General features: G+C 70.5%; 20 protein-coding genes. 13 read left to right on the forward strand and 7 right to left on the reverse strand.

The window, feature by feature from the left end:
- Window positions 1-109: 109 nt before the first annotated feature.
- Window positions 110-1,996: an ATP-binding response regulator gene (locus tag AC07PZ_RS08055; RefSeq protein WP_495294566.1), complete on the reverse strand. Its 1,887-nt coding sequence runs from the start codon at window positions 1,994-1,996 to the stop codon at window positions 110-112.
- Between the two features lie 244 nt (window positions 1,997-2,240).
- Here AC07PZ_RS08055 and phnD point away from each other — a divergent pair, with 244 nt between their 5' ends.
- On the forward strand, window positions 2,241-3,311 hold the full coding sequence (gene phnD, locus AC07PZ_RS08060; RefSeq protein WP_495294525.1) for a phosphate/phosphite/phosphonate ABC transporter substrate-binding protein: 1,071 nt from the start codon (window positions 2,241-2,243) through the stop codon (window positions 3,309-3,311).
- A gap of 30 nt (window positions 3,312-3,341) precedes the next feature.
- Here phnD and AC07PZ_RS08065 read toward each other — a convergent pair whose 3' ends face one another.
- The 4 genes from AC07PZ_RS08065 to AC07PZ_RS08080 form a co-directional block, all read right to left on the reverse strand.
- A complete protein-coding gene (locus tag AC07PZ_RS08065) occupies window positions 3,342-3,761 on the reverse strand; it encodes a type II toxin-antitoxin system VapC family toxin (protein WP_495294526.1) in 420 nt (139 codons plus the stop codon).
- Complete coding sequence (locus AC07PZ_RS08070; RefSeq protein ID WP_495294527.1) at window positions 3,758-4,012, reverse strand: FitA-like ribbon-helix-helix domain-containing protein; 255 nt, start codon at window positions 4,010-4,012, stop codon at window positions 3,758-3,760. Before AC07PZ_RS08070 ends, AC07PZ_RS08065 begins: the two co-directional genes overlap by 4 nt.
- A gap of 109 nt (window positions 4,013-4,121) precedes the next feature.
- Window positions 4,122-4,523 (reverse strand): hypothetical protein, encoded by a 402-nt coding sequence (locus AC07PZ_RS08075; protein ID WP_495294528.1) that lies wholly within the window; start codon window positions 4,521-4,523, stop codon window positions 4,122-4,124.
- A gap of 99 nt (window positions 4,524-4,622) precedes the next feature.
- Window positions 4,623-4,970: a hypothetical protein gene (locus AC07PZ_RS08080; RefSeq protein WP_495294529.1), complete on the reverse strand. Its 348-nt coding sequence runs from the start codon at window positions 4,968-4,970 to the stop codon at window positions 4,623-4,625.
- A 224-nt stretch (window positions 4,971-5,194) separates the two neighbouring features.
- Here AC07PZ_RS08080 and tssK point away from each other — a divergent pair, with 224 nt between their 5' ends.
- The 12 genes from tssK (at window position 5,195) to tssE (ending at window position 22,149) form a co-directional block, all read left to right on the forward strand.
- Complete coding sequence (tssK, locus tag AC07PZ_RS08085) at window positions 5,195-6,526, forward strand: type VI secretion system baseplate subunit TssK (protein ID WP_495294530.1); 1,332 nt, start codon at window positions 5,195-5,197, stop codon at window positions 6,524-6,526.
- A complete protein-coding gene (locus AC07PZ_RS08090) occupies window positions 6,523-7,872 on the forward strand; it encodes a DotU family type VI secretion system protein (RefSeq protein WP_495294531.1) in 1,350 nt (449 codons plus the stop codon). Before tssK ends, AC07PZ_RS08090 begins: the two co-directional genes overlap by 4 nt.
- Complete coding sequence (gene tssM, locus AC07PZ_RS08095) at window positions 7,869-11,477, forward strand: type VI secretion system membrane subunit TssM (protein ID WP_495294532.1); 3,609 nt, start codon at window positions 7,869-7,871, stop codon at window positions 11,475-11,477. The genes AC07PZ_RS08090 and tssM overlap by 4 nt, the downstream gene beginning before the upstream one ends.
- Window positions 11,474-12,100: a type VI secretion system-associated protein TagF gene (gene tagF / locus AC07PZ_RS08100; RefSeq protein WP_495294533.1), complete on the forward strand. Its 627-nt coding sequence runs from the start codon at window positions 11,474-11,476 to the stop codon at window positions 12,098-12,100. Before tssM ends, tagF begins: the two co-directional genes overlap by 4 nt.
- Window positions 12,097-14,088, forward strand: a complete 1,992-nt coding sequence (locus tag AC07PZ_RS08105) for a protein kinase domain-containing protein (RefSeq protein ID WP_495294534.1) — start codon at window positions 12,097-12,099, stop codon at window positions 14,086-14,088. Before tagF ends, AC07PZ_RS08105 begins: the two co-directional genes overlap by 4 nt.
- A 54-nt stretch (window positions 14,089-14,142) precedes the next feature.
- Window positions 14,143-15,777: a murein transglycosylase A gene (mltA, locus tag AC07PZ_RS08110; RefSeq protein WP_495294535.1), complete on the forward strand. Its 1,635-nt coding sequence runs from the start codon at window positions 14,143-14,145 to the stop codon at window positions 15,775-15,777.
- Window positions 15,778-15,896: 119 nt separating this feature from the next.
- The gene (locus tag AC07PZ_RS08115; protein ID WP_495294536.1) at window positions 15,897-16,679 is read left to right on the forward strand and encodes a hypothetical protein; all 783 of its coding nucleotides are present in this window, start codon (window positions 15,897-15,899) and stop codon (window positions 16,677-16,679) included.
- A gap of 28 nt (window positions 16,680-16,707) precedes the next feature.
- Window positions 16,708-17,961 carry a hypothetical protein gene (locus AC07PZ_RS08120; RefSeq protein ID WP_495294537.1) on the forward strand — a complete coding sequence of 418 codons (1,254 nt, stop codon included), beginning with the start codon at window positions 16,708-16,710 and terminating at the stop codon, window positions 17,959-17,961.
- Window positions 17,962-17,965: 4 nt separating this feature from the next.
- Window positions 17,966-20,122 (forward strand): caspase family protein, encoded by a 2,157-nt coding sequence (locus AC07PZ_RS08125; RefSeq protein WP_495294538.1) that lies wholly within the window; start codon window positions 17,966-17,968, stop codon window positions 20,120-20,122.
- A gap of 43 nt (window positions 20,123-20,165) precedes the next feature.
- Complete coding sequence (locus tag AC07PZ_RS08130) at window positions 20,166-20,726, forward strand: hypothetical protein (RefSeq protein ID WP_495294539.1); 561 nt, start codon at window positions 20,166-20,168, stop codon at window positions 20,724-20,726.
- A 27-nt stretch (window positions 20,727-20,753) separates the two neighbouring features.
- Window positions 20,754-21,644, forward strand: coding sequence for a type VI secretion system accessory protein TagJ (locus tag AC07PZ_RS08135; protein WP_495294540.1), 891 nt, complete (start codon window positions 20,754-20,756; stop codon window positions 21,642-21,644).
- Complete coding sequence (gene tssE / locus AC07PZ_RS08140) at window positions 21,637-22,149, forward strand: type VI secretion system baseplate subunit TssE (RefSeq protein WP_495294541.1); 513 nt, start codon at window positions 21,637-21,639, stop codon at window positions 22,147-22,149. Before AC07PZ_RS08135 ends, tssE begins: the two co-directional genes overlap by 8 nt.
- Before the next feature lie 23 nt (window positions 22,150-22,172).
- On the opposite strand, the gene AC07PZ_RS08145 is transcribed toward tssE, so the two are convergent.
- Together AC07PZ_RS08145 and AC07PZ_RS08150 are read right to left on the reverse strand one after the other, a co-directional pair.
- Window positions 22,173-23,360: a T6SS immunity protein Tli4 family protein gene (locus AC07PZ_RS08145; protein ID WP_495294542.1), complete on the reverse strand. Its 1,188-nt coding sequence runs from the start codon at window positions 23,358-23,360 to the stop codon at window positions 22,173-22,175.
- 32 nt (window positions 23,361-23,392) lie between these two features.
- Window positions 23,393-24,298, reverse strand: a 906-nt coding sequence (locus AC07PZ_RS08150; protein ID WP_495294543.1) for a T6SS immunity protein Tli4 family protein, incomplete at its 5' end; no start/stop codon positions are given.

Raw genomic sequence — 24,298 nt, forward strand, 5'->3', positions numbered from 1 at the left:
CGCCTTCTTGCGATAAGGCGGAAGGTTTAGGCCGCGACGGGTGTTGCCGCGTGCGGCGGCCTATGACGGAGGGCGTAGGTCGCGCGGCCCTTTTGCCGGCTGCGGCGTGCTATGCCGCAGCCGCTGCGACGACCGCCGCATCGACCGCAGCCAGTTGCGCCAGGATCGCCTGCCGCAGCACGCGCGGCGACACCGGCTTGTAGAGCACCGCGATGCCCGCACTGGCCACCTCGCGAAGGCGCTCCGGCTTGGTCTCGCCGGTGACCAGCAGGCGCGCGGTGCCGATGCCGATGCCGTTCGGATGGCGTTCCAGCGCCGCGATCACGTCGATGCCGTTGTCGCCGCCGCGCAGCAGCAGGTCGCTCACCACCGCGTCGGGCGGCTGCGCCCAGCCATCGGCCAGGGCGAGCGCTTCCGCACGGCTCTGCGCCGCGATCACCTCGGCGCCCCAGCTTGCGAGCACCACCTGCAGCCCTTCGAGGATCGTGCGCTCGTCGTCGATCACGAGGATGCGCACGCCGTCCAGCCGGCCCGCGTTCTCGGCGACCGGCGGTGGCGGCAGCGGTGCCAGGCGCGCCGGTGCGGGTGCGGCGCCACGCACCAGGAAGCGCACGCCGGTGCCCTTGTTCGGACGCGAGCTCAGCTCGACCCGCGTGTTCAGCAGGTTCGCGAGCCGCTGCACGGTCGCCAGGCCGAGGCCCATGCCGCGCGCCTCGCGCTTCATGCCGGCCGTGGCGACATGCGGCTCGATCTGGAAGAACTCCTCGAACACGCGTGCCTGATGCTGCGGCGCGATGCCGACGCCGGTGTCCCACACGTCGATGCGCACGCCCTTGCCGCGGCGCCGCGCGCCGACCAGCACGCCGCCTTCGGCCGTGTGGCGCAGCGCATTCGACACCAGGTTGTTCAGGATGCGCGACAGCATCACGTAGTCGCAGCGCACCCAGAGCTCGGTCTTGCGCACCACCAGCCGCAGCTCCTGCTGCTCGGCGACCGGCCGGAAGTTGCGGCTGAGCTCGTCGAACACCTGGTCCAGCGGGAAGTCGGTCCACTGCGGCTGCAGCACGCCCGCGTCGAGCTGCGACAGGTTCAGCAGTTCCGAGAACAACCGGTCCAGCGAGTCCACGCATTCGCGGATGAGGGCGATGCGCTGCAGCCGCACCGGGTCGGTTTCGCCGTTGGAGAGCCCGTCCGAGAACAGCGTGAGCGCATGCAGCGGCTGGCGCAGGTCGTGACTGGCCGCGGCCAGCAGCCGTGTCTTGGCCTGGCTCGCGACCTCGAGCTGGCGGTTCTTGCTGCCCAGCTCGGCGGTCGCGTCGGCGATGCGGCTTTCCAGCAGGCGGCGGCTCTCGGCCAGCGCCGTGGCCGCGTGGTTGAAGCCGCGCTGCAGCCGGCGCACTTCGGTCGTGCCCTCGACATCCACGCGCGCTTCCTCGCCCGCGCCGAGCCGGTCGACCGCTTCGCCCAGCATGCGGATCGGCGCGCTGATGCGGCGCGCCGCCCACCAGCCCGCCAGGCCGACACCGACCACGCTCGCGCCCAGCACCGCGAGCACGTTGAGCCAGACCGACTTGCGCGCGCGCAGCACGTCGTCCAGCCCGATCTCGACCATCACGCTGCCGTTGTGGCGGCCGTCGTCGCTGACGATCGGCACGACCATCTGCAGGCCTTCCTCGCGCCGGCGGTCGACGGTCTCGGCGTTGGCGACGATCTCGCCCTCGTCCGACCAGATCTGCACCTGCTGCACGTGCGGCTGCGACAGGCCCGACTGCGCGGTGCGCAGCAGCGCGCGGCGGTCCATGTGCGACAGCGGCGCCTGCGCGACGGTCGCCACCTGCAGCGCCACGGTCTGTGCATTGGCGCGCAGCAGGTCGGTCACGTTGGCGAGGTGCTGGCGCGTCAGCACGGTGATCGCGCCCAGCGTGGCCACGGTGGCCGGCAGCACCGCCAGCAGCACCAGCTGCTGCGCGAGCGACACGCGGCGCATCGGCCGCATGAACAGCAGGAGCCGGGCCACAGAGGGTGAGATGATCACAAGGCTGCAGGAGTTGTTATCTAATTGTCACCTTCGCCCGGTCGACTGACCAGTCGGCCGTTCGGGCGGCCTGCCTGCCGACCGCTCGACGAACCCTTCGCACGGACGCCTTCCAGAGAGCCTCTTCCGAATGCCGGTTGCCGATTCCTTTCGCCTTCCTTCGCTTGGCATGCCATGGGCACGCAGGGGCTGCGCCGTGCGGGCCATGCTGCGCCGCGCCGCCGCCGTCATGCTGGGCCTGGGCTGCCTGGCCGGTGGCGCGATGGCGCAGAGCGGCGCTGCCGCGGAGTCGTCGTCCACCGGGGTGTCGGCGGTGCCGGTGACCACGATGCCCGCGGCCGGCACGCCGGTGCGCTTCGGCATCCTGCCGCTGGGCGGCGCTTTCGAATCGCGCAACGACTGGGAGCCGGTGCTGGCCGACCTGAGCCGCGCGATCGCGATGCCGGTGAGCATGCTGTCCGTCACGTCGTACGACGCGCTGGAGCAGGCGATCCAGCGCGGCGAGGTCGACATGGCCTTCCTGTCCGGCCAGATGGCGCTCGACGCGGTGACGCTGCGCCGCATGCGGGTGGTGGCACAGGTCACGCGGCACGACGGGCTGCCGGGTTACCGGGCGTTGCTGCTGGCGCGCAAGAGCGGACCGCTCGACAGCCTGAACGGCCTGCTGGCCGAGCCGGACCGCTGGCGCATGGCGCGTGGCGAGAACCGCTCGGTGTCGGGTTTCATCGTCCCGCAGCTGCAGCTCTTCCTGCCGAACAACATCCAGATGGAGACACGTTTTCGCAGCGAGCTGGTGGGCACGCACCAGTTCACCGCGCTGGCCGTCGCCAATGGCGAGGCCGACGTGGCGACCAACAACACGGCGGACTTCGAGCGCTTCAAGCTGCAGTTTCCGGTCGAGGCCGAGCGGCTGCAGGTGATCTGGGAGTCGGAGCTGATCCCGCATGCGCAGATCGTGGTGCGGCGCGACTACCCGCCGGCCTTCCAGGCCAAGGTGCAGGCCTTCCTGGTCGACTATGGCCGCAGCAAGGGGCCGCGCGGCGACGCCGAACGCGTGAACCTGAAGGCGCTGCACGACCTGGCGGGTTTCCTGGCGGCCGACAACGCGTCGCTGCTGCCCGCCGCCAAGCTGGCCTACCAGCTGTCGCGGCAGAGCGCGCTGACCTCGCAATGGGTCAGCGAGGCCGCGCGCCAGACCCGGCTGCAGCGCATCGAGACGACCTATGCGCAGCAGGTGTCGGTGTTGCGGCCTGTGGGGGTGGCGGGGAAGCCGTAGTCGACGCGTGGCGTCGGCGCAGGGATGGCTCTATGCCTGCCAGGGGTTGATCACGGCAGTGCCCGCGGCTTCGAACGGGCCGGTATCCCGGGTAGCGACTGAAAAGCCATTGGCCGCTGCGATCGCGGCGATATAGCCGTCCGCCGTGGCAATGGCAAGGCCGGCCGTGCGCGCCTTCGCCATCAGCGCCGCATAGGCTTGCGTGCAGGCCAGATCGAATGGCAGCACACGACCTGCGAACAACGGCAGCACACGTTTTTCGAGGTTCTCCTGCAGCCCTGAGCGCCGCTTGCCGGCGGGGAGCAGTGCCACACCCGCGCGCAGTTCGGCCACCGTGATGGCGGACAGGAACAACGTTTCCATCGGCTGGGCGTCGATCCACTCGATCACGCGAACTTCGGGTGCGTGGCGGAGCGGTTCCGACACCACGTTGGTGTCCAGCAAGATCATTCGAAACTCACCGGGCGCGCAGGCGTCTTGTCGCGCATCTGCTCGAACACGGCGAACTCTTCGTCGCTCAGTCGGGCCTGCCGACCCATCTCGGCCAGCAGCGAACCCAGCTTCACGCGACCCTGAGGGCTGACGGCGGACTCCAGGATTTCGCGCACCTCGGCCTCCATGCTGTGGCCGTGCTGAGCGGCACGCGCACGCAGGGCGCGGTGAACCTCCTCGGAGAGATTGCGAACTGTGAGCATGGCCATGCGATCACTCCTGAGTGCGTTGAATGCATGCACTTTAGCATTTTGCATTCAACTGAACGTCACGGCTCAGAGTTCATATCTCGTGCGCCGGGGAGGCGCTTCTCCGGTCTCAGGGCTTCGATTTCTTGATGACGACCTGTGCCCTGAGCGCCTGCACGCGTGCTTGCTCGGCAAGCAACAACTGTTTCAAGCCCGCCGCTTGGCCAACGTTTCGCCAAGTTGTTTGCAACGGGTTTTTTTGCAGCTCTGCCGCAAGGCAACCCATGACCGGCGTCAATTTCGGTGCGACGGCGACAAAGTAGGTGTCGTTCCAGGGCAGCGTCGTGATCGCGCCGGCTTCGAACTGAATGGCGGTTGGATTCGTCAGGCCTGCAGGAGCAAGCACGGCCCCTTGAAGAATGAAGTCCGTGGGTTTGATCGAGCGCGTCCAGCTGCCTTTCTTGTTGGCACTCGTGCCTCCGATGAGCAGCACCTCGGGATCCGCGTTCTCCTCTTTGTAGATGTCGATCACAAGCGCGGGATGGCGCGCGTTTGTCGGCTGTCCTCCGAAAGGAAAACGACACCAGACCAAGTCACCGAAACGCGGGAGTGGCCACTGTGGGGTCGCCATTTACAGCAGCGCCATCGCTGCGTCGAGATCCGCACCACCTTGCCAAGTCCCTCCGCCAGTCCGGCCTTCGTCGACCTTCGCGCGGATCGCTCCCATTTCTTCAGCCGTGGGCCACGCTGTGGCGAGAGGCGGCAACACGCTCAGGGCGGTGATGTGTCCCCGCTGAATCTCGTCACGCAGGCGCGCGAGAGCCAGATGGACAAGGCTCGTCGTGTCCTGTCCCATGAACCTCGCCATCTCGTCGACCGTGCCGCGATCGACCGTCATCACCGCGTTCGTCTTCAGATTGACGATCAGGGTGTTGCGGTCGTTCCTGGCTGGGCGGTCGTTGGCTTTGAGTGAAGGCATCGGAAAACTCCTCTAAGAGCGTATATGCAGTGTATAGAAATCACATAGGCATTGGATGGGCAGGGTCAGTCCGGATGCCGTCGATCGTTTGCGGATCACTGAGTACACCCTTCGCCCTAGCCCCCCGCACCCCCCGCATAGACCGTTAGCCAGATTTGCCACCCGGCCCCGCCGCCGGAAACTTCCCGCTTCTTCCAGGCACCCCTGCCATCGACGGAGCGCGGATGAGTTGGCGAACAAAAGTGGTTTGGAGCGAGGGGATGCTCTTGCAACCCCAGCACCTTCAGCAAAGCGAGCGCCATGCCGACCATGCACGGCACGTGCTGCTGCGCAGCACCACGCCTTGCGCCTGGGGCTTCGCTGAGATTGAGATCGACCCGGCCGCGCTCACGCTCGGCAAGCTGTCGCTGGTGCGTGCGGTCGGCGTGTTCGGCGACGGCACCGTGTTCGACATGCCTGCGGTCGACCCGCTGCCCGAGCCGTTGGACATCCCTTCCGGCATGCGCGACGAAGCCGTCGTGCTCGCGCTGCCGCTGCGCCGCGCCGGTGCGCGCGAGGCCGACGCCGAGGCCTTCGAGGACCTGGTGCGCCACCGCGTGCTGGAGTCGGAAGTGCCCGACTCGAACACCGCCGGCGAGCGCACCGCCACATTGCAGCTCGGCCAGCTCCACAGCCGGCTGATGCGCGCGGGCGAGGCCAGCGACGCATGGACCACGCTCAAGGTCGTGCGCGTGGTCGAGCGCCGCGTCGACAACCAGGTGCAGCTCGACCGCACCATGCTGCCGCCGCTGCTCGACGTCGCCGCGCAGGCGCTGATCCGATCCTGGCTCGACGAGCTGCTCGGCCTGCTGCGCCAGCGCGGCGAGGCGCTGGCCGGCCGCATGTCGCAGGGCGGCACCGGCGGCGTCGCCGAGATCGCGGACTTCCTGCTGCTGCAGACCGTGAACCGCCACGAGCCCGTGTTCGCGCACCTCGCCAAGGTCAGCGCGCTCCATCCGCTGCACTTCTACGAACACGCGCTCGCGCTGGCCGGCGACCTCGCCACCTTCCGCGACTCGCGGCGCGCCGCGCGCTTCGGGCCGTACATCCACGACGACCTCGCGCTGAGCTTCCGGCCGGTCATGGACGACCTGCGCCGCAGCCTGTCGATGGTGCTGGAGCAGTCGGCCATCCGCATCGAGCTGCACGACCGCAAGCATGGCGTGCGCGTTGCCGTCATCGCCGACGTCGAGCTGCAGCGCAATGCGACCTTCGTGCTCGCCGTCAACGCGCAGATGCCGAGCGAGGCGCTGCGCGCGCGCTTCCCCACGCAGGTCAAGATCGGCCCGGTCGAGCGCATCCGCGACCTCGTCAACCTGGCGCTGCCGGGCGTCACGCTCACGCCGCTGCCGGTCGCGCCGCGGCAGATCCCCTTCCATTCGGGCGCGAACTACTTCGAGCTCGAAACGCGCAACAGCGATCTCTGGCGGCAGCTCGAGCAATCGGGCGGCATGGCGATGCACATCGCCGGCGACTTCCCAGGTTTGGACCTGGCCTTCTGGGCGATCAGATCATGAGCACACCCGACCCCTTTGCGGCGTTCGAGTCCGAACGCACGGTCATCAAGCCCAAGCCGCGCGGGCCGGGTGGCGGGCAGCCGCCGCCTTCCACGCCGCCCGCTTATGCCGCGGCATCGGCCGAGGCGCTGCCGGCGGAGGTCGGCGAGCTCGCCGTGCTCAATCCGCTGGTGTCGGCCGCGGGCAAGCTGCTGATGCTCACGGCCCGGCTTCGTACGCTGGCGCAGCCGCCCAACGTGCCGGCGCTGCGCGCGTCCGCGGCCGAGGCGGTGAACCAGTTCGACGCGGCGGCGCGCCGCGCGGGCGTGCCCAACGAGTCGGTGCTGGCCGCGCGCTACGTGCTGTGCACGGCCGTCGACGAAGCCGTCGCCAACACGCCCTGGGGCGTGCAGGCCGGCTGGAACAAGCAGAGCCTGCTGGTGCAGTTCCACAACGAGACCTGGGGCGGCGAGAAGGTGTTCCAGCTGCTCGCCAAGCTCGCGCAGGACGTGCCCACGCACCGGCCGCTGCTGGAGCTCATCTACTGCGTGCTCGCGCTCGGTTTCGAAGGCCGCTACCGCGTGGTCGACAACGGCCGCGCACAGCTCGACAGCGTGCGCCAGCGGCTGGCCGGCCTGATCGAGAAGGACCGTCCGCCGCTCGAAGCCGAGCTCTCGCCGCACTGGCGCGGCCAGGGCGCGGGCACGGTGCGGCTGCGCGAGTCGCTGCCGCTGTGGGTCTTCGCGGCCGGCTTCGCGCTGCTGCTCGCGCTGGCGTGGTTCGGGCTGCGCATGGCGCTCAACAACCGCTCCGACAGCACCTACGCGGCGGTCTCCGGCCTGCGCGTGCCCAACGTGCAGATCGCGCCGCCGGCCGCGCCCGCCAGGTCGCCGCGGCTGGCGCGCTTCCTGGAGCCCGAGATCAAGCAGGGCCTGGTCACCGTCACCGACGAGGCCGACCGCAGCACGGTGCGGCTGCGCGGCGATTCCTTCTTCGGCTCCGGCAGCGCCGACCCGATGTCGCAGTCGCTGCCCGTGCTGCACCGCATCGGCCAGGCGCTGGCCGAGGTCAAGGGCGACGTGCTGATCACCGGCCACTCCGACAACCAGCCGATCCGCTCGATGCGCTATCCGTCGAACTGGCACCTGTCGGCCGCGCGCGCCGATGCGGTGAAGGGCGCGCTGTCGACGCTGGTCGACCCGTCGCGCCTGCGCTCGGACGGCAAGGCCGACGCCGAGCCGGTCGCGCCCAACGACACGCCGGCCAACCGCGCACGCAACCGGCGCGTCGACATCGTGCTGCTGTCCGAACCGGAGCGCGTGGCCGCGGCGCCGGCGGCCGTTGCACCTGCGGAGGTGAAGCGATGAAGAAGCTGTTCGGATGGCTGTTCCATCCCCTGTTGCTGACGGCGCTGGCACTGCTCGTCGTCGCCGTGCTGATCTGGTGGATCGGCCCGCTGATCAAGGTCGGTGCGCTGGTGCCGCTGGAAAGCGAGCTGTCGCGCGCCGTGCTGATCGGCGTCATCGTGCTGCTGGTGCTGCTGCGCGCGCTGTGGCGCCGCTGGCGCGCCCGCGCCGCCAGCCGCCACCTGACCGACGGCCTGCTGAAGGCCCAGGCGCCGAAGGGCGGCCCGGCCGACGATGCGGCCTCGGGCGAGCAGAAGATCCTGCACACCCGCTTCACCGAAGCCGTCGCCACGCTGAAGAAGATGCGCCTGCACGCCGCCGGCCGCAAGCCGGGCTGGCGCGACTGGATGTCGCTCTCGGGCGGCAGCTACCTGTACGACCTGCCGTGGTACGTGTTCATCGGCGCGCCCGGCGCGGGCAAGACCACGGCGCTGGTCAACTCCGGCCTGTCGTTTCCGCTGGCCGAGAAGTTCGGCGCGGGCGCGATCCGTGGCGTCGGCGGCACGCGCAACTGCGACTGGTGGTTCACCGACGAGGCGGTGCTGATCGACACCGCCGGCCGCTACACCACGCAGGACAGCCACCAGGCCGAGGACAAGAGCGCCTGGGACGGTTTTCTCGGCCTGCTCAAGAAGGCGCGGCCGCGGCGTCCGCTGAATGGCGTGTTCCTCACCGTCAGCGTGGCCGACCTGCTGAGCCAGAACGCCGAACAGCGCAGCACGCTGGCCGCGTCGATCCGCGCGCGGCTGCTGGAGCTCGACACCCGGCTCACCACGCGGCTGCCGGTCTATGTGCTGGTCACCAAGACCGACCTGCTGAACGGCTTCACCGACACCTTCGCCGAACTCGGCAAGGAACAGCGCGCGCAGGTCTTCGGCTTCACGCTGCCGGTGGAGGATGGGGCGCAACTCGACGAGAAAGGGCTGACCGCAGCCTTCGAACGCGAGTTCGCGCTGCTGCATGCGCGCATCGACGACGGACTGGTCGCACGCATGCAGCGCGAGACCGATGCCGGCCGGCGCGCCGCGATCTTCGCGTTCCCGGCGCAGTTCGGCTCGGTCGGGCCGCTGCTGTCGGAACTGCTCGACATGGTCTTCACCGGCTCGCGCTTCACGCAGCCGCCCTGGGTGCGCGGCGTGTACTTCACCAGCGGCACGCAGGAAGGCAGCCCGATCGACCGCGTGATGGGCAGCCTGGCGCGCAGCTTCGGCCTGGAGCGCGCCATGCCCGCGCCGCAGAAGGCCAGTGGCCGCAGCTACTTCCTCACCACGCTGCTGAAGGACGTGGTGTTCCCCGAGCAGCGGCTGGCCGGCGCCGACGTGGCGCTGGAGCGTCGCCGCCACACGCTGCGGGTCGTCGGCATCGCCGCGATGGCGCTGCTCACGGTCGGGCTGCTGGGCGCCTGGGGCTACAGCACGCTGCAGAACATCAACTACCTGAAGGCGGTCGAGGCGCGCGTCGAGCCGGCGCGCCAGCAACTGGCGGCATTGCCGGCGCGGGTGCAGAACCTGGTCGAGGTCGCGCCGGTGCTGCAGGGCCTGCGCGGCATCTGGCAGACGCCCGAGAACCGCCAGGGCGACGCGCCGCTGGCCATGACGCTCGGCCTCTACCAGGGCGACAAGCTCGATGCCGCCGCCATGCTGGCGCACCAGCGCGCGCTGAACGACGCCTTCCTGCCGCAGCTCGCCAAGCGCCTGGAAGACCAGTTGCGCAGCGCGCAGAAGGACAACCTCGAGTTCACCTACGAGGCGCTCAAGAGCTACCTGATGCTGCACCAGCCCGATCGCTTCGATGCCGATGCGCTCAAGGCCTGGATCACGCTCGACTGGTCGCGCAGCCTCGACCGCGGCATTCCGGAAGACCAGCGCCGCGCGCTGGAAGAGCAGCTCGACGTGCTGATCGCGCAGGGCCCGCCGCGCTCGCCGCTCAAGATGGACGAGAACCTGGTGCGCAGCGTGCGCGCGGTGCTGGCGAGCTACCCGCTGGAGCAGCGCGTGTTCAGCCGACTCAAGCGGCAGCGGCTGGGCCAGGACATTCCGGCCTTCAGCGTCGCGACCGCGGCCGGGCCATCGGGTCCGCTGGTGTTCGAGCGCATCAGCGGCAAGCCGCTGACCGATGGCGTGCCGGGCATGTTCACCTACGACGGGTATCACAAGCGCTTCCAGACCGAGGTCGTCACCGTCACCGGCCTGCTCGCGCAGGAAGACCCGTGGGTGCTGGGCATGGACCGCAGCGTGGCCGACCGCGCGCGCGACGTCGCCCAGCTCGGCGCGCTGACCGACCGCGTGCGCCGGCTCTACCTCGAGGAGTACGTGAAGGTCTGGGAGGCGCTGCTGTCCGACATCCGGCTGGTGCGCGCGACCGGGCTCGAGAAGAACATCGAGACCGCGCGCATCCTGTCCGGCGCGGGCTCGCCGCTGGCCAACTTCCTGCGCGCGGTGGTCAAGGAAACCACGCTGACGCCGGCCGAAGGCGCGAAGGACGTGGTCAGCAAGGCGAGCGAGACCGTGCGCAACACGCGCAAGGGGCTGGAAGACCTGTTCGGCGGCGACCCGGCCCGGCCCCAGGTGGCGCCCGGCAAGCGTATCGAGAGCATCGTGGACGACCGCTTCGAGCCGTTGCGCCGGCTGGTGACCGCGCCTGCGCCCGGCGCACCCGCGCCGCTCGACGATGCGCTCAAGCTGTTCAACGAGGTCTACGTCTACCTCACGGCGGTCGACACCGCGGTCAAGGCGCGCAGCTCGCCGCCGCCCGGCGACGTGGCCGGCAAGCTCAAGTCCGACGCCGGCCGGCTGCCCGAGCCGGTGCGCACGATGGTCGAGAACCTCAGCACGAGCGGCGCCACCCAGGCGCGCGTGGCCGAGCGCGGCAACCTGAGCCAGGACCTGCGCCCGGTCAGCGAGTTCTGCACGCGCGCCATCGCCGGCCGCTACCCCTTCGTCGGCAGCAGCACGCGCGACGTGCTGCCCGAGGACTTCGGCCAGATGTTCGGCCCCGGCGGCCTGATGGACGACTTCTTCCAGAAGCGGCTGGCCGCGCTGGTCGACACCAGCACCCGGCCGTGGCGATACAAGCCGGTGGCCGAGCAGGGCGCGATCACGCCGGCCGCGCTCGCGCAGTTCGAGCGGGCGGCGCGCATCAAGGACATCTTCTTCCGCGGCGGCGGGCGCACGCCCGGGCTGCGGCTGGACTTCAAGCCGGTCGAGATGGACGCGGGCATCACGCAGTTCATCCTCGACGTCGACGGCCAGCTGGTGAAGTACGCGCACGGGCCGGTGGTGCCGATGGCGGTGCAGTGGCCCGGGCCGAAGGGCAGCAACCAGGTGCGCGTGCAGGTCACGCCGCCGTCGACCAGCGGCAGCTCGGGCATGGCGGTCGACGGGCCATGGGCGCTGTTCCGCGCGCTCGACGACGGCCAGCTCGAGGCCGGCGACGCGCCCGAGAAGTTCTTTATCACCTTCCAGATCGGCGCCCGCAAGACGCGCTTCGAGGTGACGACCAACAGCGTGCAGCACCCGATCCGCCTGAAGGAACTGCGCGAATTCCAATGCCCGGAGGGCTTGTGAACGCAGCGCCCGTTGCCGTTGCACTGCCTGGGTGGTTCGGCAAGCTGCCGGGCATGGGCGACTTCGCCCACCGGCGCCTGCCCGATGCCTTCCGCGAGACCTGGGACCACTGGCTGCACGACGGCCTGATGCGGCTGCGCGAACGCCATGCCGACTGGACCGCGCGCTACCTGGAGGCGCCGCTGTGGTGCTTCGTGCTGGGCCGCGGCGTGGCCGGCGACGGCTGCTGGCTCGGCGTGCTGATGCCCTCGGTCGACGGCGTGGGGCGCTACTTTCCTTTCACGGTGGCGATCGCGTTCGACGATGCGCCGCCCGCGCCGCTGCCGTGGTGGGCAATCGCCGCGCAGGCCGCGCTCGACGGGCTGGAGCACGACCTCGATGCGCTGCGCTTCGATGCGCTGCTGCAGCGGCTGTTCGACGAGGGCGCCGCGGCGTTCGGCATCGGCGAGCAGCCGCCTGCAAGCGACGACCTGTTGCCATCGCCCGGCCGGGCCCTGTGGCTCGCGGCACCCGAAGACACCGGCGCCCCGCGCATGGCCACCGCCGGCCTGCCGCGCGGCGCGGCCTTCGACGCGCTGTTCGGCTTCGGCGACGAAGCGCTGCCGACGGAGGTCCGGCCATGAGCGACGGCAAGGACATCGGCACCGGTTTCGATGGCGACGACGAGCGCACGCAGGTCGTGACCGGCGCGTCGTCGATCGGCCCGGCGCCGGCGACATCGGCCGCATCCGCGCCGTCATCCGCGCCATTGCCCGACGACGGCGCCACCGTCATCGCCAGCGGCGGCATGTTCGCGCCCAGCGGCACCGGCAAGGCGCCGCCGCCCGGCAGCAGCGAAGCGCACGAAGCCGGCTTGCTGCCGGTCGGCAGCCGGGTCGCCGAATTCGAGATCACGCGCGTGGTCGGGCAGGGCGGCTTCGGCGTGGTCTACGAGGCCTGGGACCACACGCTCGAACGCGTGGTCGCGATCAAGGAATATCTGCCGACGGCGCTGTCGACCCGGCAGGCCGACGGCAGCGTGGTGCCGCTGTCGGAGCGGCACCGCGAGACCTTCGACCTCGGCATGCGCAGCTTCATCAACGAGGCGCGGCTGCTGGCGCAGTTCGACCATGCGTCGCTGCTCAAGGTCTACCGCTTCTGGCAGGAGCGCGGCACGACCTACATGGTCATGCCCTTCTATCGCGGCGACACGCTGCGCCAGGCGCTGGCGGCGATCCCCGGCGGCGTGGACGAAGCCTGGCTGATGCGCATCATGGACGGCGTGACGCAGGCGCTGGCCGTCATGCATCACGCCCATTGCTACCACCGCGACATCGCGCCCGACAACATCATCCTGCTCGAAGGCTCGGGCCGCCCGGTGGTGCTGGACTTCGGCGCCGCGCGCCGCGTGATCACCGACAAGACGCAGGCGATCACCGTCATCCTGAAGCCCGGCTACGCGCCGATCGAGCAGTACGCCGAAATGCCGGACATGGTGCAGGGCGCCTGGACCGACGTGTATGCGCTGGCCGCGGTGATGCACGTCGCGGTCTGCGGACGCGCGCCGCCGCCGTCGGTCGCGCGCCTGCTGGCCGACAGCTACGTGCCGTTGTCGGGCAACGAGATCCTGCGGCAGCGCTACAGCCCGCAGTTGCTGGCCGCGATCGACGCCGGCCTGGGCGTGCGGCCGGATGCGCGTCCGCAGTCGATGGGCGAGCTGCGCGCGATGCTCGGGCTGGACGGCGAGCAGACGCTCGCGCCGACGCGCCCCGCCGTGACGCAGGGCGGGCGCGGCGCGGGCGGCGGGCCTGTCACCGCGCAACGCGCGTCGGCATCCGGGAGCCGCACGGCCGGCAACGCCGCCGCGACCGCAACCGGCGTTGCGAATCAGGACCGCGCGGCGAGCCGCCGCATGCCGCTGGTCGCTGCGGCGTTGGCCGTGCTCGTGCTGGCCGGCGGCGCCGGCTGGTGGTGGATGGGCCGCGGTGCCGCCGACGGCGCCGTGGCATCGGGTGCGCCCGCGGGCGCACCGGTGCAGGCCGCGCAGGACGGCGGCACGCCGTCGGCCGGCAGCGTGGCCGCCGCGCCCGCTGCCGTGCCGGCGCCACCGCCGCCTGCGCCGCGCACGCCGGTCGACTCGCTGCAGGCGCTGGTCGACGGCGCGACGCCGGGCTTCGGCGTCACCGCCACGCCGCGCAAGCCGGAGGTCACGATCGGCAAGGACCGGCTGGCCTTCGAGGTGCGCAGCCAGCGCGAGGGCTATGTCTACGTCTACCTGCTGTCCAGCGGCGGCGAGATGTTCCTGCTGTTCCCGAACCTGCTCGACAAGTACAACAAGATCGCCGCCAACAGCACGCTGGCGCTGCCGCGCGCCTCGTGGCCGATGGACGCGGGCGGGCCGGCCGGCAGCAACCGCTTCGTGGTGATGGTGAGCGAACACGAGCGCGACTTCGGCGCGTCCGGCGTGCAGAACGACGGCGTGTTCCCGCAGTTCCCGCTGCCCGTGCTGGCGGCGCTCGAAGCCACGCGCGGCAACGGGCCGACGCCGCTGGCAGGTCGGCCGAACTGCCCCGGCGGCACGGCCTGCAAGGACGTCTATGGCGCCGCCAATTTCAAAATCGTCGAGAAGTGATCGTCTGCTCGGCGTGGGCCCGCGGGCCCCTGTTTCCATTTCCAGGAGCCTCCCATGAACGCAGCACCGTCACCGACCCCTGAATGCCTTGCCCGGCGATGGGCGCCCTCGCAGGTGGCGGCCACGGCGCTGGCTGCGGCGCTGGCCGCCGCACTGGCCGGCTGTGCGGCGCCACCGCCGGCCGCGCAGCCCGCGCCGCCACCGGCGCCCAGCGTGTCGGCCGCGCCCGAACCCGAGCCGGCCGCGCCCGCCGCCGCCGCGCGGCCCGCGTTGTCGAACGCCAGCGTGGCCGGCCAGGCGCGCACCTTCTCGACCCAGCTCGCCACCTACACCTCGGTCGCGTTCGGCGCGATGCCGGGCTGGGGCCGCGACGACTTCGTCGAGAGCTGGCCGGCCTTTCTCGGCAGCTGCAAGGTGCTGAACGGCCGCGGCACCGAATGGAAGGAGGTCTGCACGCGCGCCGTCGACGTCGACGGCAAGAACAACCTCGCCATCCGCGGCTTCTTCGAGCGCGAGTTCTCGGCCTACCAGATCCGCGACGACGACCGCAAGCCCGACGGCGTGGTCACCGGCTACTTCGAGCCCGAGATCACCGGCAGCCGCAGCTACGCGCCGCCCTTCATCTATCCGGTGTACGGCCAGCCGGAGGACATGCTCTTCGTCGACGCGCGCAAGCTGCCGCCGGGCAACGGCACGGTGGCCGCACGCATTGAGGGCCGCAACGTCGTCGTGCAGACCGGCCTGAACACGCGCGACATGGGCGCGCCCGGCCTCTATGCGCTCGACCTGTCGACCATCACGCGCGACACGCTCGACCGCAAGGTGCGGCTGCGCACCGAAGGCCGCCAATTGCGGCCGTACTACACGCGCGAGGAGATCGAGACCAAGGGCGCGCCGAACGCCAAGGTGCTGGCCTTCGTGAGCAGCGCGACCGCGCTGTACGAGATGCAGATCCAGGGCTCGGGCCGCATCCGCCTCGCGAGCGGCGAGCTGATCCGCGTGGCCTATGCCGAGCAGAACGGCCAGCCCTTCCGCCCGACGCTGGCCAAGGCGGCCAACGGCAAGGACCGCACGGCGGTGAAGACGCGCGGCAGCGGCGTCGAGCTGGAACTGGACGACGGCGACGACGACGAAGGTGCCGCGACCGACACCAGCGTGATCCGCACGCGCGGCTTCACGCTCGCGCGGCCGGTCGCGAGCGGGCCGGTGGTGGTGCCGGGCCGCACCGTGGCGGGCGCCAAGGGCTCGGGCATCCAGGATCCGAGCTATGTGTTCTTCAAGGAAGCCGTGGCGGCCGTGGGCGCCGGGCCGGTGGGGGCGTTCGGCGTGCCGCTGTCGGCCGGCCGCTCGATCGCGGTCGACCCGCGCAGCACGCCGCTCGGCTACCCGGTGTTCGTGTCGACGCGCGCGCCCGGCACCGGCGCGCCGATGCAGCGCCTGACCATCGCGCAGGACACCGGCGGCGCGATCCGCGGCGCGGTGCGGGCCGACTATTTCTTCGGCAACGGCCAGCAGGCCGCGACCAATGCGCGCCGCATGAAGGAGCGCGGCCAGCTCTGGATCCTGCTGCCGCGCGGGCTGGCGGTGGCGGCGGCGGCGACGTCGTCGATCCGCACCCGCGGCGCCGCGGTCGGCGACGACCTGCCGCAGTGCCTCGTGCCCGAAGAAGGCTCCTGCGTCGATGACTGATGCATGGCTGCGCATTTCCGGGGAACACCGCGGAACCGGCTTTGCCGGGCCGCTGGTGTTGCCCCCGGTGAGGGGGTTGGCGAAGCGACACGCAGTGCGCGAAGCCTGGGGGAGAGCCTGTGCTTGAAACGCTCTCTTCGTCCGACAGCAGCGAGCTGATGCGCCTGTGGCAGCGCCGCCAGACGCTGTCGCCCGGCGACATGGGGCGCATGTACGCGATCGTCGGTGGCGCGCTGCAGGCCTGCAATCCGCCGGAGCTGAAGGTGCTCGGCGAAGGCCGGCAGGAGCTGGTCGCGCAGTTCATCTACGTGAAGGTGCTGCGGCTCGATGCCGATCCGGACGACGGGGGCGATGGCACGGAGGTCGTCGATCGTGGTGATGCGGTGCGCAGCGCGCACAGCGCGCCGTCGAGTGCGTTCGCGCTGTGCGCGTACTTCCGCCGCTACCTGATCGACTGCACGCGCGCGAGCAGCTTCCGCCGCAAGCTGTCGATCGGCAGCCAGATCAGCGACGCCGACTTCGAGGCGCAGGTCGGCACCGGCGACGAGGCCGGCGACGAGCTGGCCGAGCATGGGCTCGATGCGCGCGGCGTGCAGCGGGCGGCGCGCGCCTTCATCGCCGAACTCGACGAGCCCGAACGCCTGCTGCTGTGCGAGGGCTTCGGCCGCGAGGCGGCCGGCGGGCTGTCGGGCGTGGCGTCGCGGCACGCCATCGCGTCATACCACTACCGCGCGGGGCGGCTCGGCCTGGTCCACAAGCGCGACAGCCTGCCCGCGGACTACGCGCGCACCGCACTCGGCCGCTGGATCTCGCAGACGCTGGGCATCGCGATCGCGCCGGACAACATGGGCGCGATCCTGCTGGTTTTCAAAATCCTCGGTGCTGAAGCGTCTTACGCCTGAAGACATAGCCATTCAGGACAACCACGCCATGACCACCGACCTCTGGCCACCGCTCGACCATCTGCGAAGCGCTCTCGCGGGCGGCGACGCACGCGCCCCGAAACGCCGCAAGGACCGCAAGGATCGCGAGCCGGTGCCACCGCGCGTGCGGGCCACGCCGCTGCCGCGCCGCTGCGAAGCCGACCTGGCGCTGCCGCTGGCCGAACTCGCGCGGCGCCGCGAGGCGGTCGCCGCGCGCGGCTTCTCGGCGCGCTGGGCGCCGGGCCGGCTGGTCAGCGTGCTGCACGACGGCGTGCTGATGGGCGTGCTGCTCGACCGGCGGCTGCCGGGCGATCTCTGGCAGGGCTGGGTGGCCGCCGGCGAGCCCGACTGGGCCGGCGCCTTCGACGTGCTGCTGGAACCCGAGGACGAACCCTTCGAGCCGATGTTCGGCCTGGTCCAGACCTGGAACGTGCTGGCGCTCGCGCCGTCGCCGACGCTGTGCGCGCGCGTGGTCGGCGAGGTGTCGGCGACGCGGCTCGCGGCGATCCGCGCGGTGCATGACGAATGGGCTGCCGACATGCCGCTGGCGATCGCGTCCGAGCCCGGCGTGATCGCGCTGCGCTCGGCAGGCGACGGTGCCTTCACGGTGCTCACCGGCACGCCGCTGGCGCGGGTCGACCTGCGCATCGGCTACCAGACGCTCTACCGCGAGCTGGCGGCGCGCGTCGGGCGGCATCTGCAGTCGTCCGCGGCCGGCGCCGCGCCGGCCCGGCCCCCCGATGCGGCCCGGACGACCGGCACCATCGGCGGCGACGGCACCGGCGGCAGCCATGGCGGCGGCACGGGCTGGGCCCGCGTGAAGCAATGGTTCGCGGCCGACCGGCTCGTGCGGCCGGCCTTCGCGGTGCTGCTGCTCGCCGTGGTGGTGCAGCAGGTCGGCCTGCATGGCAGCGCGGTGGAGGACGATGCCGTGCGCTTTCGCAGCGTGCCGCAGGGTGATGCGCCCGTCGGCGCTCCGGCCGGCGAGGCCACCGTGCCCGCATCGCCCGACCTCGCCGTGCGCTGGAAGCCCGGCGTGGCCTGGGACGACGCTGCGCGGCTGCTGCGCACGCTGCCGGCCGAGGTCGTCGGCGGACCCGACGCGGACGGCACCTGGCTGCTGCGCACGCCCGACGCCGCGGTTGCGCGCGTGGTGCTGCGCACTTCTTCGCTGGTCGATTCGGTGGTGCTGGCGCAGGGCGCGCAGGCCGGCGCCGGATCGCCGTCACCGCCATCACCACCGTCCTCCGCTCCGAAATGACGCCATGAACGACCGGTTGCGCCGCTGCTTCCGCCAATGCCTCGCGTGCCTCGTGCTGCTGCCGCTGTGGCTGGTCGCGGGCGGCGCGGGTGCGACGCAGCGTGCACTGCTGGTCGGCGTGTCGGAGCTGGTCAACCAGCCGGCTGCGCTGTGGCTGCAGGCGCCGCGCAACGACGTGCTGCTGATGCGCGACGCGCTGCAGCGCCAGGGCTTCGCGCCGGCCGACATCGCCCTGCTGGCCGACGGCGTGCCGGGCGCGGCGCTGCCCGATGCGGCGGGCATCCATGACGCGCTCGCGCGGCTGCTCGCGCAGTCGGCGCCGGGCGACTTCGTGCTGTTGTATTTCTCGGGCCACGGCACGCGGCTGCGCGACACCGCCAAGCGCTACCAGGAGCCCGACGGGCTGGCCGAGAACTTCCTCGCGCGCGACGTGCGCGGCACCGTCGGCGGCACGACGCCGCTGGCCGGTGGGCTGCGCGACGCCGAGGTGGACGCGTGGATCGGCGCCTTCCTGGCGCGCGACGTGTTCGTCTGGGCCATGTTCGACACCTGCTCGGCCGCGTCGATGACGCGCGGCGGCGTGGCGCCCGCGGTGCGCACCGGTTCTGCGGATGCCGACGACGAGGTGCGCTTCCGCGGCGTGCGGGTCGACCAGCTCGTGAACCCGGGCCCGGGCACCGATCTTTCCAGCGCCACGTCCACGTCGTCGTCGCCCGCTGGCCCCAACGTGCCGCGCGCCCGCTACGTGGCCTTCTTCGCGTCGGAAAGCCACCAGGTCACGCCCGAGCTGCGCTTGCCGCGCAAGGACCGCAGCGCGCGCCCGCAAGGCCTGCTGACCTGGGCCGTGAGCGAGGCGCTGCAGCGCAAGCCCGCGACCTGGCGCGAACTCTTCAACGGCGTGCTCGCGCTCTATCCGCCGGTCATCGACGAACTGGAGCTGCGCTTTCCGGGCCGCGAGTTGCCGTCGCCGGTGGCCGAGGGCAACCTCGACCTGCCGCTGTTCGCCAACACGGCCGCACCGTTGTCGACGCGGCCCGAATGGCGTGCGCAGCGGCGTGGCAGCCGGCTCGTCGTGGAGGCCGGCGCGCTCGACGGGCTGGAGGCCGCGCAGCCGGTGCGCGTGCTCGCCACGCTGGCCGATGGCACCGTGCGCAGTGCCGACGCGGTGGTCGCGCAGCTCGCGCCGGGGCAGGCCGAGGTCGCGCTGCCGGCGGCACTGGATGCGTCGCCGGAGGTCGCGGAGGTCGTTCAATGGGCGCTGTCGCCGCTCGGCCCGCCGGCCGGTGTCGCACTGCGCGTCGCCAGTGCGGGCGCGTTGCCGGACGGGCTGTCGCTCGGGTATCCGAGCGGCGTCGTGCGGGTGCCGATCGGCGGCGCGGGCAGCGAGGCCGCCGACGTGCGCTGGCGCGACATGGGCGCGGCGGGCCAGCGCATCGAGCTGCTGTCGCCGGTGCTCGCGGCGCTGTTCGCGTCGCCGTCCGACGCGGGTGCCGCACGGGCCGGTCGCACGGATGTCGTCTCGTTCGCCGTGCCCGATCGCGCCGCCTTGCGCGAGCGCCTGCAGGACCTCGCGCGGCTCAAGTGGCTGGCGCGCCTGCCGGTGCTGGCGGGCGATGGGTCGCTGGAGGGTTTCGAGGCCAGCGTCGATCTGGTGGAGGTCGACGGCAGCGGCGAGCGCCTGCTGCGCAGCGAGCCGCTGCGCGCGGCAGGGCCGATGCACGGGCTCGGCCCGGGTTCGGGCCTGGGTTCGCGCCGGCAGGTGGCGCTGTCCGTGCGCAACGCCAGCGGGCATTCGCTCGACCTGCTGGTGATCGGCATCGATGCACAGGGTGCGCTGCAGCCGGTGTTTCCGCGCGAGCCTGGCGAGAGCAATCGCTTCGAGCGCGGCACGCCCGAGGCGCCGGCGGCCAAGCGCTTCGCGCTGCCCTGGCTCGACGGTGTGCGCGGCGGCCGGCTGCTGGTGCTGGCGAGCCCGTCGGTGCCGCAGAGTGCGCCGCGGCTGTTCGGCCTGGGCGACCTCGGCGGATCGGTCCGTGCCCGCGCCGCCACGGTGGCGGCCGATGCCGTCGCGGCGGTGCGCACGCGCGGCGCGCCAGGCGCAGGCGCATCCGCCGTCGAGCGAACCCGCCAGGTCTTCGCCGCCATCTCGCGCTGGGACTGACGTCCGGCGCGACCCTTTTCATCCACCCGTTTCAGGAGACACCATGTCACTCAATTCCGACGGACGACTCGACACCGACGAGGCACTGCGGCTGCTCGACCTGTCGCGCCAGGGCGGCAGCGCGCTCGACATGCTGATGCTGATCGAGAACCGCGGCACCGTGATCGAAGGCGAGTCGTCGCGCCGCTTCGCCGACGGCAAGCAGCGCATGGACGTGCTGGGCTACGACATGCATGCCGGCCTGCTGCTGCCCGCGGGCGCGTCGTCGCCGCGGCTGGTGGTGTCGCACCTGCACGTGGTGCGGCGCTGCGACGCGGCGACCGCGTCGATCGCCAGCCTGCTGCGCAGCCAGACCACCGACCTGCGGATCCGGCTGTCGATGTTCCGCGCGGGCGGCGACGCCAGCCCGGATGCGCAGGCCAAGCTCGAATTCGAGTTCGAGGGCGCGCGCGTCGCGGAGATCGCGCTGCTCACCGGCGGCGAGGTCGGCGGCCCGTGCGAAGTGCTGCGCTTCGGCTACCGCACGTTGCGCATCCATTCGGCGCCGCAGCAGGCGACGGGTGCGCGCGGCGCGGTCCGCACCTGCGAACTGACAGGCCAATGAACCCCCGGCTCACCGAAAGGACGCGCGATGACCGCTGCTGAACTGCTCAAGGCTTCCGACCCCGTCGCCGCACTCAAGGCGCTCACCGACGAGGTGCGCGCCAAGCCGGCCGACAGCCGGCATCGCGTCTTCCTCGCGCAGTTGCTGTGCGTGCTCGGGCAATGGGAGCGCGCGCTGAACCAGCTCACCGTCGCGGCCGAACTCGATGCGCTCGCGGTGCCGATGAAGCAGGTGTACGGCGACGCGATCCGCTGCGAAGGCCTGCGCGCCGAGGTCTTCGCGGGGCGCCGCACGCCGATGGTCTTTGGCCAGCCGGACGAATGGCTCGCGCTGCTGATCGAGTCGCTGTTGCAGCAGGGCCGTGGCGAAGCAGCCGCCGCCGAGTCGCTGCGCGAACGCGCCTTCGACGCTGCGCCGGCCCGCAGCGGCACGATCGACGGCGTGCCCTTCGCGTGGCTCGCCGACGCCGACATGCGGCTCGGCCCGGTGCTCGAGGCCTACGTCAACGGCAAGTACTACTGGGTGCCGTACGCACGGCTCGCGCACATCAAGATCGAACCGCCGGAGGACCTGCGCGACTGCGTCTGGCTGCCCGCGCACCTGCAGTTCGCGAACGGCGGCGAGACGCTGGCGCTGATCCCGACGCGCTACCCCGGCAGCGAGCAGAGCGCCGACGGCGGCGTGCAGCTGGCGCGCAAGACCGAATGGCGCGAGCTGCAGCCCGGCGTCTGGGCCGGCCTGGGCCAGCGCGTGCTCGGCAGCGACGCGGGCGACCATCCGCTGATGGACGTGCGGGAGATTCTGTTCGATGCGGCGGAGGAAGACGCTTCGCCAGGCGCCGCCGATGGTGCGGTGGCCGGCGATGTGGGTGATGGAGGCACGGCGGACACGGCGGGCGCGGCAGGTTCCCATGGCTGACGCGTCGGCGCAGGAGCGGCTGCAGCCGTCCTTGCTCGACCGCCTGGTCGACCTCGCGCCCGGCGAGCAGCGAGAGAGCGACGACAAGCGCACGCTGACCCGCCAGGCGCTGCGCCAGGCGGTGCTGCGCGACCTGGGTTGGCTCTTCAACGCGACCGGCCAGGGGCTCGACGAGAAGCGGCATCCGCATGCGGCGCGCTCGGTGCTGAACTATGGGTTGCCGATGCTGTCGGGCCAGTTCACGTCGAGCGTGCAGCGCGTGAGCATGGAACAGGCGCTGAAGAACGCGATCCTGCACTTCGAGCCACGCATCCTGCCGCGCACGCTGGAGGTCGAACTGGTGATGGAAGGCTCGGCGATGGAATCGCACAACCGCATCGGTCTGCAGATCCGCGGAATGCTGTGGGCACAGCCGGTGCCGCTGGAGTTTCTGATGCGGAGCCGGGTGGATCTGGAGGAGGGGCGGATTGAGATTGTGGAGGCGGGGAGCGGCAGTGGACGATAGGCCTTCTTCGCCCACTGCCACGATCAGCGCTTGCGCACCGAGGCCACGATGCCGTTCCACAAAGTCAGCACCTGTTCATCAGACAGGCTGGCGTTGTCCTGCTTGTGCACCATTGCCTTCTGTTGAGGGTTGTAGGAGCTCATGCTGGTATCCGGCGGACGTTGGTCACCTGTCACGGGGGTCTGGTATTCGGTTCCCGTGCGCAACTTCATACTGAAATGGGGTTGATCCAACGTACGTCGCTCCTCTGTCCGGCGTTCGATGTCGAAACTGTGCTGTGTGATCGGTCGAACCAACTTGGCCAATAGTTCCTCTGCCGGCATGCCTGCCAGTGTGGTCAATCTTTCCCGCAGTGTCACGGCCACCAGACGGAGGGCGGGTAGGTAGCGGTAGGCTTCCGCATTTCGTTCAAACAGCCCCGCTCGGGGCTGCCCGGTCACGGCGTGATAGTCCACTTCAAATATGAGGTCTGGTATTCCCTTGGCCCTGAAGAAGAAGTTCGCGACTTCATCGTCCTGCCCGACATCGAAGATCACGCCCTGCATGCAGAAACCGGGCTTGGCACGCGCTGCCGTCTCGTAGTACATGAGCTTGGAGGCGATCATCTTCAGGCGAGCCTCGGCCGGTGCCGGATCGGACTTCTCGTAAGTGATGTCCTTTTCGTCCCTGCTGAAGGACTCCTGCTCGAGCGTGACATAGTGCGGGCCGACCAGAACATGCACTTCCGTTTTGATCGAGCCGGCCGATCCCTCGTCAGGAAGTCTGCGCATCAGTGCTGTGGAGTCGTCGATTTGTTCGCCATGGAGCAGCATGGGTCCGTGAGTTTCACGATTGATCTTGTCTGTCAGTGCGAATCGGCGCGCATTCACTGCATCCCAGAACTCCTCTCGGCTGTATCGCCCCGGCTTGACAGTCGCATAGACCCGCCGGAAGTTCTTGTCCAGGCCGTAGTACAGCTCGATGTCGCCCCACCCACCCGTCTGCAGCTCGAAGTTGACGGGCAGGTCGACCAGGTAGCGGCCGATGCAATGGGTGGTGCGCTGCGCGGGAATCTCTGTCATGGTCTCGGGCCTGTAGCTGGGGGCGTAGATGAAGGGCAGCCAGCCGCGCAGCAGCGCGGTGGCGATGGCGAGTGCAATGGCCAGCAAGACCAAGCGCTTGTGGGTGTAGTGGCGGCGCAGCCATTGACCGCTGCTGTGGTCGGGCTTCATGTCTTCGCGATCCGTCGGCCGGCATCGCGTGCTCAGCGCTTGCGCACGGAAGCCACGATGCCGTCCCACAAAGTCAGCACCTGGGTGTCAGACAGGATGGCGTCGGCTCGCCGATACACCATGGCATGTGCCTGCGGCAGATACGACGCCATCAGCGTGTCACGCGGGATTTCGCCCATCACTGGCACCTGGTATTCGTTGCCTGTGGTCAGGCTCAGCGCGAAGAACGGCCGGTCGAGCGAGCGCTTCTCGACATCGCGCCGCTCGATGTCGAAGTAGTGGTGCGTGGCTGGCCGCACCGACTTGCGCAAGTACTCTTCGGCCTGTAACTTGCCCAGCGTCGTCGGACCTTCTCGCAGTGTGGCCATGACAGTAAAGAGGGTTGGCAGCACCATCAAGGCATCGCGCTTGCGCTCCGGCAGGCCCCGGCTCGGCTGCCCGGTTACGGCGTGGTAGTACACGTCCAACCGCAGATCAGGCAGATCCTTGGCGCGGAATCGGAAGGAAGTACTTTCATCGTCCTGCCCGACATCGAAGATCACGCCCTGCATGCAGAAACCGGGCTTGGCACGCGCTGCCGTCTCGTAGTACATGAGCTTGGAGGCGATCATCTTCAGGCGAGCCTCGGCCGGTGCCGGATCGGACTTCTCGTAAGTGATGTCCTTTTCGTCCCTGCTGAAGGACTCCTGCTCCAGCGTGACATAGTGCGGGCCGACCAGAACGTGCACTTCCGTTTTGATCGAGCCGGCCGACTCTTCATCGGGCAGCCGCCGCATCAATGCGGTGGAGTCGTCGATTTGTTCGCCATGGAGCAGCATGGGGCCGTGGGTCTGGTCGTTCTTCTTCTCTGCCAGCTCAAACCGGCGCGTATTGACTGCGTCCCAGAACTCCGCGCGGCTGTATCGCCCCGGCTTGACAGTCGCATAGACCCGCTGGAA

Source organism: Variovorax sp. GW821-FHT10B04 (genome assembly GCF_059415645.1).